Origin of the sequence: Peribacillus glennii, from assembly GCF_003429105.1 — a bacterium.
Taxonomy (GTDB): domain Bacteria; phylum Bacillota; class Bacilli; order Bacillales; family DSM-1321; genus Peribacillus; species Peribacillus glennii.
In genome coordinates this window covers 91,985-106,821 of record NZ_QVTD01000010.1, presented here as the reverse complement: position 1 = coordinate 106,821, position 14,837 = coordinate 91,985, and the positions used below count along the sequence as shown (strand labels likewise).

Here is a 14,837-nt window from a genome sequence, read left to right as displayed (position 1 = left end):
GTCTTATTTACAATACATCAAGTTTTACCCCCTACGCCGACACCTGCTGATGACTGCATGGAAGCAGCGGGTGGGCTTGACCGAACATGGCCCCCACTGTAGTTCCTACAGAGTCGGCAAAAAAGGCGCTGCCCGCCCGCTCGAGCTTGCCGTTGTTTAATAAATCAGCCTGTCTGACTATCCCGAGCAAAGCACCCGTCGTATCGAATAGCTAGACCAGGAGGAAAGAGAAAACGACCCAATACAGGCCTGTATTGTATCACATCATTGATGGAACTAATCGGGTTGAAAACAAATAAACCCTCGAGTAGATGAGGGGCAGCCACTATGCCCTTTGTAAAATGGAGTTGCCCCATGATGTATGCTATTGCCCCGGTAATAATCATTCTATGAATAGGGCTCCATGGAGATTAATGGTCATAATAGCCGTAATGGTAATCACAATGCCGATTAATGTAAGAGCCACTTTTGGATCTTTGGAAATGCCGAGTAATACGAGAATCGTTGGATAATCAGCCGCGAAGCCCGACAGCCTTAGCCCAATGAAGGGTATAAGAAATTCCAATCCCTGTACTAATAATAAGCGGGATACAATAAATCAAGAATGGTTAAAATAATCTAAAAATTGAAATCGGTCGCCTTTCAATAAATAAATGACTATGCAAACTTAATGGTATACTAGGCGCAGACATATATAGAAGCAGGTGGAAACATGGAGTTTACACAGCTCGGAATACGTTCCGAACTTCAAAAGATACTTAAAGAAAGTGGTATTGAAACACCAACAGCCATCCAGGAGAAGTCCATTCGTGAAATAGCGGCGGGAAGGGATGTTATTGCCCGGGCACAGACTGGCACAGGAAAAACACTTGCTTTTCTGCTCCCGATTTTGGAAAAGGTAAGACCAGAGCTAAAGCAGGTACAGGCGCTTATTTTGTCCCCTACAAGGGAGCTTGCCCTTCAAATTAGCACGGAATTGGCCAAATTGGAAAATGCTGTAGATGGGGTACATGCGGCCGCGATTTATGGGGGGCAGGATGTCGACAGACAAATGAGGGTGCTTGGGGAAAATCCTGCAATAGTCGTTGCAACTCCCGGAAGGCTTCTGGATCACGTCCGGCGCGGAACGATAGATTTGAGTAATATTTCCACACTTGTTTTAGACGAAGCGGATCAAATGCTCCATATCGGGTTTTTGCCGGAAGTCGAAGCTATCATTGGAATGGCCCCAACCGAAAAACAAATGCTGCTTTTCTCTGCTACCATGCCTGAGCAGGTACGGTCGATTGCGAAACGTTTTATGAAATCCCCAGTCACCATTTCGGTCAAAAGTAAAAACGTTACAGTTGAACAAATCAGTCAGACGGTTATTGAGACAACTGACAGAACGAAACAAGCGACTTTATTTAAAGTGATTAAAGAAGAACAGCCGTTTATGGCAATCATCTTCTGCAGGACTAAACGGCGGGTCAGTAAACTGAATGAAGCCCTAAAGAATGCCGGTTTCAATTCAGATGAACTTCACGGGGATTTATCACAATCGAAACGGGAACAAGTGATGAAACGCTTCCGGGACGCGGCCATCCACCTATTGGTTGCAACGGATGTGGCAGCGCGGGGGCTGGACGTCGAAGGTGTCACCCATGTATTTAATTATGATGTTCCTGAAGATGCGGAAAGCTATATTCACCGTATCGGCAGGACGGGCAGGGCAGGCGGACAAGGCATGGCGATCACGTTCATTGCCCCAAAGGACCGGCAGCTTTTGGCCGCAATTGAAAAAGGCATCCAATTAACGGTGGAACGGAAGGTGATTGAGGGAGTTAAGGCCAATCCTGACTCCGAGCCCGGCCGGACGCAAAAAGGGCAGCGCAGGTCGTCAGAAAAGCGGAATTCCCCCGACGAGCAACAAGATAGAAAAGGCAAGTTCAGGACATCGGAAAACCGCAATGCCCTTAAAAAGGAACAAGATAAAAAAGATTGGCGCAGCTCACAAGAAAACCACAATGCCCCGGAAAGGCAACAAGATAGAAAAGGCAAGGTTAGGGCACCGGAAAACCGCAATAATCTTAAAAAGGAGCGAGATAAAAAAGAACAGCGCAGCTCACAAGAAAACCGCAATGACCCCAAAAGGGAACGAGATAAAAAGGGGCCAGCAGGCAGAAAAAATAAAAAGGACTTCCTTGTAAGTGATGATAGAAAAGGGCGAACCGCTGCCGGTCAAGAAACAGCAAAACGAAATAATAATCGCAAAACGAGTTCCCGTGGTAAAAGGCCGCGATAAATAAGAGAGTAATATCAAGCCTGATTTAAGCAGGAAACCCGGCAATGAGCCGGGTTTTTTTATTTTTATGGACAGGAAGGTTTTTATATTTCCTATCTGCAGGGTGATTTCGCCCTGTTTCTCAATTACATGTTTCGCAACCAAGGTTCTCTTTGCCCGAAGCCACTAAGCCTCCAGGCTTATATGAAAATATAGCCCTGGTTCATTATGGAAAAAAAGAAAAACAGATAAGCTAGAAACATGAAAGGAGGAAGTCAAAAATGAAAAAATTCGGGTTATTACTTGCGGGAGGAATCGCGGCATGTGTCCTTCTCGCAAATGTTGGGCCACTGGCCGGCCTGGCTATCTGCCTGGTGATCCTTTACTTCGTGTTTAAACAATTTATGAAATCAGAATCCACATCCGGGAAAATCATCTGGGGACTTATCGGCCTGGCAGCCCTATCGGCATCGCTGGCCAATGTGCCATCATTGATTGGCCTTGCTGCAGCATATGTACTTTACCTGGTCTACAAAAAGTGGAATGGAACCAAAAAAAGCACTAAGAACGATGAACAAGATCCCTTTGTCAATTTTGAAAAGCAATGGGCTGAATTAAAACGATAACCAATAAAGGAGAGAATGAAAATGAATAATTTATTTACGAGAATTAAAAATGCGATTGCAGCAGATTTCAACGAAATGCTTGATGAAAGGGAACAAAAAAATCCGATTGCCCTGTTGAACCAATATCTCCGCCAGTGTGAGCAGGAAACGGAAAAGGTCCGCAAATTGGTGGAACGCCAATACCTCCTGAAAGAAGGATTCACCCGGGAATATCGCCAGGCTGCAACCCTTGCGGACAAACGCCGGCACCAGGCGGAAATTGCCGCCCAAGCGGGAGAAACAGAATTGCAGTCATTTGCGGTCCAGGAGAGTGTCCATTATGAGGAACGCGCCCAAAAATTAAAAGAAGCACTTCGTAAGGCGGAAAGGCAGCTTGAAGAGCTAGAGCGCAAATACGAAGAAATGAATCATAAGCTCAAGGATATGAACATTAAACGCATGGAATTGATGAGCCGTGAGAATATGGCTCGCGCAAGCTACCGGATGAACCAGGTGTTAGAATCCGAAACATATTCGACCAAATCATTCGCTCGATTCGAAGAAATGGAGTCTTATCTCGACAGGCTCGAACACCAGGTGAATTCAGCTTATCACCGGAATACCATTGATGCCCGGATCGCCCAGCTTGAAAAAGATATGAAAAATAAAGAAACACATTCTATTTCTGAATGAAGTCATGGTATCCTAAAAAAAGGCGTAGGTTTCTGCGCCTTTTTTAGGATTTACAACAAATTTCATTTTATTTAAACAGTTTGGGATAAATCATCAAATCTCGGATTATATCAACAAGCTGAGGTTTTTTATCAATAGTTGTAAGATTATACCAACAAATGACAACTGTGGATAAAAACACAACAAAGAGTTAGCGAAGGGAGGTACCCCATGTTCAAACAACTGAAAACAGATTATTTCAGCTGGATCGTATTGATAGGAATTGTACTGCTGCTTCTGGAAATATCGTTTTTTGACGGGGGTTTATTATTCTCCCTTGCGTTTACAATTGGGCTCACTTATTTTGGCAGGAAATCTTACTCCCGAAAACGGGGAAAAATCATGTTCTGGGCAGGGTTATTTACTACAGCCATAACCGTCCTCCATATGATGATTTTTAAGTTCTTCCTGTTAGCTATTCTCGTATATGTGATTCTCACTTTTTTCCAATCTAAAAAAAATCCTGGAATAATCAAGCCCGAGTTGGTTGAGCCTGAGATTCAGGCTGGAAACCCCGAAAATGAACCTATGCTTAAAAAAGATCACATTTTTGAGAATAGATTATTCGGCAGGCAAAAAACACCTGAGTACATCTATGAGTGGAATGATATAAACATTCAGGGAGGAATAGGCGATACGGTCGTTGATTTAAGCAATACGATCCTCCCTAAAGGCGAAGCTGTCATTTCCATTAGAAGTTTTATAGGTAAAATTCAAATCCTGGTTCCCTATGATATTGAGGTAAGCATTCACCATTCGGTATTTGCCGGAAAGGCTGATATTTTTCGGCATCAAGAGAAAATGGCTTTTAATCAAATTATCTCTTACCAGACTGCCGGTTATGAAAAGGCAGGCCAAAAAGTAAAAATAATCACCTCTCAGATAACGGGAGATTTAGAGGTGAGCAGGATATGAGTATTTTAACCAGGCAAATCGTAAGCGGAATGGCCATCGCTTTTATCCTTTCTCTATCGCTGCCGGCAGTTGTTTTCTTTGTGTTCCCTCCGGAAGACTGGCGCATGCTTTGGCATAAGGAAATCATGGGCATGCCTTTCGTTTTTTTTGTTCCGTCTTTAAGCTTGGCGGTTGGTCTCGTGTCCGGGCTAAGCTCCGGACTGTTTTGGAGAAGGCAGCTTCACGGGATAGGGGATGCATTATACCAGCTTGAACAGGGAAATGCCCCGACTCAGACAGAACCCGATTCCATCCAGGAAATGGCTGCGATATCAGCCAGAATTAAGAAAGTGCACAATCATCTATCAGAACAGGCGAAAATCTCGCAAAAATTAACGAGTGAAAAAGTGGCAGACCAAGAAAAAATCATTGAAGAAATCGTCTCGCAGGAACGAAATCGTCTGGCCAGAGAGCTTCATGATTCAGTTAGCCAGCAGCTTTTCGCCGCATCGATGCTGATGTCAGCTATTACGGAATCGAAGCCCGATCCTGAAAGTGCGGAAGCAAAACAGATGAAAATGGTGGAAGAGATGATCCATCAATCGCAGCTTGAAATGAGAGCCTTGTTATTGCATCTCCGTCCGGTCCCGTTGCGTGATAAGTCGCTACAGGAAGGAATTCAGGAGCTTTTGGCCGAATTATCCCAAAAGGTACCGATGAACATTACCTGGAAAGTTGAGCCGATTCCATTGGATCGTGGAATAGAGGATCATCTGTTTCGCATCCTGCAAGAATCTGTCTCCAATACATTGAGGCATGCAAAGGCAACTACGCTTGAGGTTTTGTTGATCGGGCGGGATGATTTGATTATCATGCGGATTGTGGATGATGGTCTCGGTTTTAACATGGACAATTCAAAAACAGGATCATACGGTTTGCAAAATATGCATGAACGCGCTGTGGAAATCGGCGGGACGATGAAGATTGTCAGTGTTCCCAATAAAGGCACAAGGCTGGAAGTAAAAGTACCGGTGCCGGCAGGAGGTGGAAAGAATGATTAAAGTATTATTTGTCGATGACCACGAAATGGTCCGGATCGGTGTGTCTTCTTATCTATCGTTACAGCCGGATATTGAGGTAATCGGAGAGGCTGATGATGGAGGGAAGGCTGTCGAGCTCGCGCTAAACCTGCGCCCTGATATCATCCTCATGGATTTGGTGATGAAGGAAATGGACGGTATTGAAGCGACCCGCTCGATTATCGAAAAATGGCCGGAAGCGAAAATCATCATTGTCACAAGCTTCCTTGATGACGAAAAAGTGTATCCCGCCCTTGAAGCGGGAGCAATGAGTTATATGCTGAAAACCTCAAAGGCTAGTGATATCGCCGACGCCGTCCGTTCGACTTATCACGGGCAATCGATCCTAGAACCGGAAGTAACCGGAAAAATGATGGCCAAAATGCGTAACCAGCATACACAAATGCCCCATGAGCTATTGACAAACCGTGAGATGGAAATCCTGCTATTGATGGCTGAAGGGAAAACGAACCAGGAAATAGCGGATGAACTGTTTATCGCCCTGAAAACGGCCAAGGTCCATGTAAGCAATATCCTTAGCAAACTTGAGGTGCAGGACAGGACCCAGGCAGTCATTTATGCGTTTAAGCATGCATTGGTAAAATAAACAGGTTCCTTTTTGACTATCGTCTGGAGGGAACTCTGTTTTGCCTGATACACATTGATATTCTGTCAGATAGACTTAAACACTGCTCTCCCTATTCGATCCGTAACTACAGGACCCTTGCCTGCCAATACTTTTAAGATTTCGGTGAACTTCAAGTGATAAGTCGACAATACGACTACCCCTGTATTTTCTTCTTTGATAAGGCCTGCATAGGTATGATAGCCGATAGTAGTCCCGCCGGTCCAGATGATAGGATGCATGAGGTCTTTGGTATGCTCGATAAACCAGCAAAGGCCCATTTCAAAATTCTTTTTCACGTTTGCCTGTTTTTTATGCGAGAATTCCAAGACAGGGGACAGGTCAGTATTAAAAATTCCTAAGTTCGCTTCTGTAAACCTCATCATGTCCTGCATGGTGGATAAAAGTCCCCCGGCTCCTTTAATACCGTGAATTTCGAGTAAAGGTATCTCCTCCTGTTTTTTTGTAAAAGCCTTTACTCTCCTCTGCTCTCGATCTTCACTTAATGACATGACCGTGTCTTTCAACCCGAGCGGCCGGCAGACATATTCCTCAATAGCTACCTCAAGGGGCATTTCCAGCAAATCCTCCATTATTCTCGCCAGAAGTGCCACCCCGATGTTGGAATAGTTCCATTTTCCAGCCTTCTTCAGCTGGTACTCCCGGAAAAACGCATCAAGATCTTCTACCAAGTAATATTTATACGGATTTTTCTTGTCCTTTATCTTCTTTCTCAATGCCTTATCTTCTCTTGGAAGCCCAGCGGTATGTGTGGCCAAGTGCCGTAACGTCATGGACTGTCCGTTAACGTTTATCGCTTGCTTATACTCAGGTTTGAATTTCTCTATTGGATCATCCAGGGACACCTTGCCCTCGAATACAAGGCGGGCCAGTAGAATCCCTGTAAAAACTTTAGTGATGGAACCGATTTCAAATAATGCTTCGGATGGATGTACCATTTCGGGAAATTTCCCAAAGGCATGGAACTCCCTGTTCCCGTTCCGTGTAATCCCTACGTACACCAAATTGTCTTTCCTTGGATACAACCCTTTGGCAGCAAGATTTTGTATTTCATTCACATAACCCATCCCTATCCCACCTTTAAATATAATTAATTATTAATCAGACTTAAAAATTGGGGTCAGTCCCCCACTGCTTTAACGCGTTACCATACTGGGGGTCAGTCCCCCGCTGAGTTACCACTTTACTAGGGTGGGGGACTGACCCCCCAAAGGGTAATATTTTATTCCTCCTGGACCTTTACGGCAATTGCATATAGTTTTTCATATAAAACCAATAAGTTCTCTAAGTCGGGAAGGTCTAGTTTCGCAAAATATTTCTGAATAAGGTAGTGTTCCAGTTTGGCACGCTTTTCATGGTAATCCTTCCCTTTCTTGCTTAAGGACACAATAATCTCCCGGCGGTTCGATGCATTGATTTCCCGCCCAACATATCCTTCTTTTTCAAGCTTTGAAATAATCTGGCTGGCTGCACTCGCTGTCATCGAAAAGCTTTCAGCGATTTCACCGATTGTTTTAGGAGCATTCTTTAACAACTCAAGGATTACTTCTTGTTTAGCGGTTAAATTGGATGTATCCTCATCTAAGTGCTGTTTATAGTCCTCAAGCATGATTGATCCCAGCAAATCCGAATATTCCTTGATTTTGAGGCTTATTTCTGTGATGCGGTCCATATGAACTCTCCTTTCATGTTATATCTATATTCTTAATTATAAAGCAAATTTAACTGTTAAGTTAACTTAAATATGAATATTTATTGAAAAATTGGTTGAAATTGGAGGATGAGTTATACAGTTACTCCATAAGGAGGCAATTCCTCTATAATAAAAATAAAAAAATGATTTCTCGGAGGGTTTCATGAACACAGAATTTCGAAAGGCAATCCTGACTGTTGGCCCGGCGTTGGAAGAGGGCGGCATTCCTTATCAATTCACCGGGGCGGCTGCTCTTTTCATCCAGGGTGTAGCAATAAAAAATCTTAATCAGGTAACAGTTTCCGTTCAATGGGATTTGTTCCAGGATGCATTTGCCCTTTTTTCCGCCTATACTCCTTCAGATCCTGAAAAAAGTGCGGAGCGTGCGTCGTTTCACTTTGAGGCAGAGGGTGTGCCTATCACTGTTAGCTGTCTATTTAATACAACCATTAAAACAGACCCTTACCGAATTTCTGTGCATTTGGAAGAAGAGGAGCTTTGGTGCCAATCCCTTTACACTTTTTTGTACGGCGGGGAAATGGCGGCATATCGCACGGAAATTCATGCCCATTTGATACATAAGCAAACCGAATTTAAAGAACACAATGAACGTGCATGGAACCAGAATAATTATCAGGCGCTTATAAATCGGTATGGCAGGCCTGAAGAAATTTCGGAGAAAATTAAACAAAATCCTATATGGAGACTGCATCCGTTTAATAAATACCTGGGAGATGTGCCGGGAAAAAAAGTGGTCCATTTAATGGGATCCAACGGGGTAAAAGGAACGGCACTTGCTTTATTAGGTGCACAAGTTAAAGTTATCGATTTTTCACAGGAAAATGCTGCTTTTGCATCGGAGCTGGCAGCTGCAGCGGGGGTATCTGTCGAATATGTAGTATCGGACGTACTGTCTCTTCCGAAAGAGCATGTAAACGGAGAAGCGGATATCGTTTTAATGGAGCTTGGGGTCCTGCACTATTTAATTGATTTGCATCCATTATTAGACGTGGTAAAACAGCTGTTAAAGCCCGGAGGAAGATTTGTTTTGCATGAATTCCATCCAGTTTCCACAAAGCTGATCACTTCAACAGGAAAAAAGCACAAGGTTACCGGCAATTATTTTGACCCGGAAATCGAAAGCCATACAGTGGCTTTTTCGAAACATATGCCGGGTGAAGAGCAAAACAAGCTTTCGAAGGTTGTCCAAAGAAAGTGGACACTGGGGGAGCTGGTTACTTCAGTCGGCCAGTCAGGCCTTGTCATAAAGGTATTGGAAGAAGAGCCGAACCATAAGATGCACGATATCGGCTTGCCAAAGACATATACGCTTGTGGCGGAGAAAAGCTTTGAATGAAAACCATTTTGCAAATAACAGGCGAATTATTGATCTATCTCAAATTTGCTGATGTTACTAGTGGAATAATTGCTATCACTCTTCAATTTTATTGAAATAAAGAGGGAGTTTTCTTGATAGGCCATCGAATTGTTGAAAAAATAATCAATCTGTTGATATAACTATGAAATTCTCTGAAATGGCCATGGAAAAGTTGAAGGCATATCAAATTTCACTGAAAAAACTATGGCAATACCAGGCAATTATGTTGAAAAGGCCATCCCCGATACATCGAAGGATGGCCTTTTGATTTAGGATTGGACCTGGTTGCTCCATTCCTCTACATCCCATACTTTTGTGACCCAATCCTCATAAAAATCGGGCTCATGGCAGACCAGGACAATGGTGCCTTTATATGCTTTCATCGCACGCTTCAACTCTTCTTTCGCGACGACGTCCAGATGGTTTGTTGGCTCATCGAACAGGAGCCAGTTGCTTTCATTAAGCATTAGCTTGCAGAGGCGGACTTTTGCTTGCTCGCCACCGCTTAATTGATTAAGCGGGCGGGAAATATGCTCGTTTTTCAAACCGACTCGGGCAAGAATCCCGCGGACTTGCGGTTGGTCGAGATGCGGGAAGGCATTCCATACATCATCGATTGGTGTTATGCCGGCGGCTTTCACTTCCTGTTCGAAATAAGAAGGGTATAGAAAGTCACCCAGAACGACAGAACCGTTTAAAGGCTTGATTTTGCCAAGAATCGTTTTAAGCAAGGTGGATTTTCCGACGCCATTGCATCCGACGATGGCAATTTTCTCGCCGCGTTCAATGTTCATTGTGAGTTTAGGAAGAAGCGGGCGGTCATAACCGATTTCCAAATCCTTGCCTTCAAATACATAGCGGCTGCTTCCACGTGATTCCTTAAAGTCAAATGTCGGCTTCATCGCTGTTTCCGGCCGGTCTATCCGTTCCATGCGGTCAAGTTGCTTTTGACGGCTTTTCGCACGTCCGGTAGTAGAGTAACGGGCTTTATTCTTAGAGATGAAATCTTCCTGCTTCTTAATGAATTCCTGCTGTTTTTCATAAGCATTTATATGCTGGTTCTTATTGATTTCCGCTAGTTCCAGGAATTTTTCATAAGTTGCCGTATAACGGGTCAGCTTGGAGAATTCCAGGTGGAAAATTACGTCCACTACACCATTCATGAATTCTGTATCATGCGAAATGAGAAGGAAGGCGTGTGGATATTCCTTCAGGTAACTGCTTAACCAGCGGATATGCTCCACATCAAGATAGTTGGTCGGCTCGTCCAAAAGAAGGACTTCTGGCTGCTCCAACAATAATTTTGCAAGCAAAACCTTCGTGCGCTGGCCGCCGGAGAGGGCGGAAACATCCCGATCTAGGCCGATAGCGTCAAGGCCAAGCCCGCGGGCTGCCTCTTCCACTTTGATATCGAGGTTATAGAAGCCTCCTGCTTCCAATTCATCCTGTATTTTTCCCATTTGGTCAAGCAATTCTTCTAATTCCTCTGGAGTGGCGGTTGCCATTTTTTCCGTCACTTCATTCAGCGCTTTTTCCTGTTCGAATAAAGGGAGGAACGCATCCCGCAGAACATCGCGGATGGTTTTGCCTTTGGTAAGGACCGTATGCTGGTCAAGATAGCCATATGTCACACCTGGCGTCCACTCCACACGCCCTGTATCGTATATCAACTGTCCTGTGATAATATTCATTAATGTAGATTTCCCGACACCATTCGCACCGACCAATCCAACATGCTCGCCGGCCATCAGGCGGAACGAAACATCTCTAAAAAGGGTGCGGTCACCAAAGGTGTGGCTTAATTTATCTATTGAAAGTAAGCTCATTTTATTCTCTGAACCTCCACTTATATTTAAAAAACATCTTGTTCCATCATACTAAAATCTTTGATAGATTGCTATCCTTCCGAGGAGAAACTGAGTGGAAATCGGCTTGGAATAATCAGCAAAAATTTCGACACATTTCTTGGGAAATTTTTTGAAATGAGTGTCAGGGTTTTCTTGGATTAAGCGAAAACTTAACACTATTAAGCCAAAATATCAGTTATTAAGCGAAAAAACCCTTTGAATCAATCGAAAAAATTAATATTTAAACGAAAGGCCCTTTCATTTAAACAAAACCCTGAATATGCCTTCCATGTGATTTTATGAGATAATGGAAAAAGCAATTTTCTTTTACTTTAGAAACACCGAAAATTGAAAGGATGTTACGATGAGCAAAACAGTTGTACTGGCCGAGAAGCCCTCGGTCGGAAGGGATATAGCAAAGGTTTTGAACTGCCACAAAAAAGGGAATGGCTTTTTTGAAGGCGATAAATATATCGTTACCTGGGCGCTGGGCCACCTTGTTACCCATGCAGACCCGGAAGCATATGACGATAAATACAAGTCATGGAAACTGGAAGACCTGCCAATGCTTCCACCATCACTCAAGCTGGTGGTAATTAAACAGTCCGGCAAGCAATACCAGGCTGTTAAATCCCAGCTTAACCGCAATGATGTCAAGGATATCGTCATTGCGACTGATGCCGGCCGTGAAGGGGAGCTTGTCGCACGTTGGATCATTGAGAAGGCAAATGTTAAGAAACCGATCAAACGGCTTTGGATTTCATCGGTTACCGATAAGGCGATTAAAGACGGCTTTCATAAGCTTCGAGATGGAAAGGAATATGAAAATCTATATGCTTCCGCAGTCGCCAGGGCTGAGGCTGACTGGATCGTGGGCATGAATGCGACCAGAGCGCTGACAACAAAATATAATGCCCAATTATCATGCGGCCGAGTCCAGACGCCGACACTGGCGATGATTGCCAAACGCGAAGAAGAAATCAAAAGTTTTCAGCCGAAACCTTATTATGGAGTAACGGCACTTGCAAGCGGCAAACTCCGTCTAGTCTGGCAGGACAGCAAATCGAAGGATATCCGGACTTTTGATAAAGAAAAAGCGGATAAAATCGTTTCTGCTGCGTCCGGACAAAAAGCCGAAGTGATCGAGATAGACAAAAAGCATAAAAAAAGCTTTGCACCTCAGCTTTATGATTTAACGGAATTGCAAAGAGAAGCCAATAAACGCTTTGGGTACTCCGCGAAAGAAACGTTATCGATCATGCAGCGCTTATATGAAAGCCATAAAGTATTGACGTATCCGCGCACAGACTCCCGTTATTTATCATCCGATATCGTGGATACTTTGAAAGAAAGGCTCCAGGCTGTAAGCATTAAGCCCTATTCCTTGTTTGCTTCGAAAATATTGCGGAATCCAATCAAAGTGAACAAGTCGTTTGTCGATGACAGCAAGGTATCCGACCACCATGCCATCATCCCGACAGAACAAACGCCGCTCCCGGGCAAGCTGAGCGACAAGGAAAGTAAAATATATGATCTGGTTGTTAAGAGATTTCTTGCTGTACTCATGCCTCCGTTTGAGTATGAACAGACAACCATTAAGGTGAAAATGGGCAGCGAGATATTTGTGGCCAAAGGAAAGGTGATCCTTAAGGCTGGGTGGAAAGAAGTCTATGACCACCAGCATGATGAGGAGGAAGCAGGAGATGGCCTGTCCGAGCAGGTACTCCCGGCACTCCAAAAGGGCGATGACTTGAACATCTCTTCCGTCACAGTTACAAATGGGGAAACAAAACCGCCTGAACCATTCAACGAAGGGACACTTCTTTCTGCCATGGAAAACCCGGCCCGGTTTATGAGCGGGGAAAGTAAAGATTTGATCAAGACCCTTGGGGAAACAGGCGGGATCGGTACGGTGGCAACCCGGGCTGATATCATTGAAAAATTATTTAATACCTTCCTTATCGAGAAAAAAGGGAATGGCCTATTTGTGACGTCAAAAGGTAAGCAGCTTCTGGACCTGGCCCCAGAGGAATTACGTTCCCCTGCACTAACGGGACAGTGGGAACAAAAGCTGACGGCCATTTCAAAAGGGAAGCTCAAGAAACAAGTATTTATCCAGGAAATGAAGGATTATACAAAGCAAATTGTTTCCGATATCAAAAACAGCGGCAAGAAATTCAAGCATGACAACGTGACTGGAAAAAAATGTCCGGAGTGCGGCAAACTCATGCTCGAAGTGAACGGCAAAAAAGGCAAAATGCTAGTCTGCCAGGACAGAGAATGCGGCTACCGGAAAGGAATTTCCAAAGTAACGAATGCGAGATGCCCACAATGCCATAAAAAGCTCGAATTGCGCGGTGAAGGAGAAGGGCAAATTTTCGTTTGTTCTACATGCGGCCACCGTGAAAAACTGTCTTCTTTTAACCAGAGAAGGAGCAAGGATAAAAACCAAAAAGCTTCAAAAAGGGATGTCAATTCCTATTTAAAGCAGCAAAATAAAGAAGAACCAATCAATACAGCGTTGGCAGATGCCCTTGCCAAGTTGAAACTGGATAAATAAGGATCTCTAAAACAAAGAGTTTTATAAATGAAAAGTCCACGGTGAGAAAGATTGTTTCTCCGTGGGCTTTCCGTTTTTTCCTAAAGTTCTTTTTTAAATTTTTTACTATTGGTTACTGTGGCATCTGTTTGACAGATGCGGCATACTTATCATGCCACTTTTCCCATTCAGCTTTTGGAAAGTCCATAAAGCGGCCTTCCAGGAGAGCGGAAAATGCATCGAGGCAAACATGCCATCCTGCTAAATCTTTTGATGTGTGATCCGTTAAAGTGTTAATGTACTCTTTCAATACCAACAGGCAGCCGTCAGGTTGAGGGTATAACTCAAAGCGGACACGGTCATTGCCCCATTCATATTCCAGCACGGAATATTCTTCGAAATCTAAAATCTTCATATCAATAAATGTCCCCGAACCGTCCTTCATATCAAATTTTATGGTTCCTCCTTTTCGGAGATCATCTACTTGTAGGTTAGGCATCCATTTTTCAAGCTTATCATTCTCGGTCAAAGCAGCCCACACTTTTTCGACGGAATGTTTTAATGGACGTTCAAACCGGGCGAAATAGCCCCCGTTATCGGCTTTTTCTATTACTGCTAACATTTATTACTCCTCCTCATCTAAAAATTGTTCAAGCGCATCAAGCCTGTCTGACCAATACTGGCGGTAGGGCTCCAGCCAATTATCAATTTCTCTTAGCGGTTCGGCCCGCAAATGGTAAATATGCTTCTGGGATTCCCTGCTGGTTGTGACCAAGCCAGCGTCACGCAAGATCCGAAGGTGTTTTGATACTCCCGGTTGACTTAAACTGGACCGTTTCACCAGTTCCCCGACAGATCTGGGCCGAACCCGGAGCATTTCTATTATGTGTCTCCGATTTGCTTCAGCTATAACCTCGAATAGATTAGAGTGCTTTTTTTCATTTTGCATGATGAACACGATCCTATTGAATATTGTATTACCGTATAGTTATATTACCAATCAGTTATATAAAGTGAAAGTTATATATCTCCTTCATAATTTATTTTGTAATTGTTGGCTTTCCATATTCCAGCATTCATGATTTATTAATGTAAGCCTGTACGCCAAGTACCTAATTGAAATAAATTAGGTGATACAAGGCTGGTAAGAAAATCAGTCCA

13 protein-coding genes are annotated in these 14,837 nt (G+C 43.7%); 8 read left to right on the top strand and 5 right to left on the bottom strand.

What is annotated here, in order from left to right:
• Positions 1 to 712 precede the first annotated feature (712 nt).
• The 6 genes from D0466_RS14665 to D0466_RS14640 all read left to right on the top strand — a co-directional run bounded on the left by D0466_RS14665 (position 713) and on the right by D0466_RS14640 (position 6,180).
• The gene (locus tag D0466_RS14665) at positions 713 to 2,284 is read left to right on the top strand and encodes a DEAD/DEAH box helicase (RefSeq protein ID WP_117323311.1); all 1,572 of its coding nucleotides are present in this window, start codon (positions 713 to 715) and stop codon (positions 2,282 to 2,284) included.
• A gap of 260 nt (positions 2,285 to 2,544) precedes the next feature.
• The gene (locus D0466_RS14660; protein ID WP_117323310.1) at positions 2,545 to 2,889 is read left to right on the top strand and encodes a lmo0954 family membrane protein; all 345 of its coding nucleotides are present in this window, start codon (positions 2,545 to 2,547) and stop codon (positions 2,887 to 2,889) included.
• 21 nt (positions 2,890 to 2,910) lie between these two features.
• Positions 2,911 to 3,561, top strand: coding sequence for a PspA/IM30 family protein (locus D0466_RS14655; protein WP_117323309.1), 651 nt, complete (start codon positions 2,911 to 2,913; stop codon positions 3,559 to 3,561).
• A 210-nt stretch (positions 3,562 to 3,771) separates the two neighbouring features.
• A complete protein-coding gene (gene liaF, locus D0466_RS14650; protein ID WP_117323308.1) occupies positions 3,772 to 4,515 on the top strand; it encodes a cell wall-active antibiotics response protein LiaF in 744 nt (247 codons plus the stop codon).
• Complete coding sequence (locus D0466_RS14645) at positions 4,512 to 5,555, top strand: sensor histidine kinase (protein ID WP_117323307.1); 1,044 nt, start codon at positions 4,512 to 4,514, stop codon at positions 5,553 to 5,555. The genes liaF and D0466_RS14645 overlap by 4 nt, the downstream gene beginning before the upstream one ends.
• Positions 5,548 to 6,180 (top strand): response regulator transcription factor, encoded by a 633-nt coding sequence (locus tag D0466_RS14640; RefSeq protein WP_117323306.1) that lies wholly within the window; start codon positions 5,548 to 5,550, stop codon positions 6,178 to 6,180. The genes D0466_RS14645 and D0466_RS14640 overlap by 8 nt, the downstream gene beginning before the upstream one ends.
• A gap of 65 nt (positions 6,181 to 6,245) precedes the next feature.
• Here D0466_RS14640 and D0466_RS14635 read toward each other — a convergent pair whose 3' ends face one another.
• Complete coding sequence (locus D0466_RS14635) at positions 6,246 to 7,286, bottom strand: serine hydrolase domain-containing protein (RefSeq protein WP_117323305.1); 1,041 nt, start codon at positions 7,284 to 7,286, stop codon at positions 6,246 to 6,248.
• Positions 7,287 to 7,441: 155 nt separating this feature from the next.
• A complete protein-coding gene (locus D0466_RS14630) occupies positions 7,442 to 7,891 on the bottom strand; it encodes a MarR family winged helix-turn-helix transcriptional regulator (RefSeq protein ID WP_117323304.1) in 450 nt (149 codons plus the stop codon).
• A gap of 184 nt (positions 7,892 to 8,075) precedes the next feature.
• On the opposite strand from D0466_RS14630, the gene D0466_RS14625 reads away from it, so the two are divergent.
• Positions 8,076 to 9,269 carry a class I SAM-dependent methyltransferase gene (locus D0466_RS14625; RefSeq protein ID WP_233522659.1) on the top strand — a complete coding sequence of 398 codons (1,194 nt, stop codon included), beginning with the start codon at positions 8,076 to 8,078 and terminating at the stop codon, positions 9,267 to 9,269.
• Positions 9,270 to 9,559: 290 nt separating this feature from the next.
• On the opposite strand, the gene D0466_RS14620 is transcribed toward D0466_RS14625, so the two are convergent.
• Positions 9,560 to 11,116, bottom strand: coding sequence for an ABC-F family ATP-binding cassette domain-containing protein (locus D0466_RS14620; protein WP_117323303.1), 1,557 nt, complete (start codon positions 11,114 to 11,116; stop codon positions 9,560 to 9,562).
• Positions 11,117 to 11,501: 385 nt separating this feature from the next.
• Here D0466_RS14620 and D0466_RS14615 point away from each other — a divergent pair, with 385 nt between their 5' ends.
• Positions 11,502 to 13,697 (top strand): DNA topoisomerase III, encoded by a 2,196-nt coding sequence (locus D0466_RS14615; RefSeq protein ID WP_117323302.1) that lies wholly within the window; start codon positions 11,502 to 11,504, stop codon positions 13,695 to 13,697.
• A gap of 112 nt (positions 13,698 to 13,809) precedes the next feature.
• Here D0466_RS14615 and D0466_RS14610 read toward each other — a convergent pair whose 3' ends face one another.
• Both D0466_RS14610 and D0466_RS14605 read right to left on the bottom strand, forming a co-directional pair.
• A complete protein-coding gene (locus tag D0466_RS14610) occupies positions 13,810 to 14,298 on the bottom strand; it encodes an SRPBCC family protein (protein ID WP_117323301.1) in 489 nt (162 codons plus the stop codon).
• Between the two features lie 3 nt (positions 14,299 to 14,301).
• Positions 14,302 to 14,625 carry an ArsR/SmtB family transcription factor gene (locus D0466_RS14605; RefSeq protein WP_117323300.1) on the bottom strand — a complete coding sequence of 108 codons (324 nt, stop codon included), beginning with the start codon at positions 14,623 to 14,625 and terminating at the stop codon, positions 14,302 to 14,304.
• Between the last annotated feature and the right edge of the window lie 212 nt (positions 14,626 to 14,837).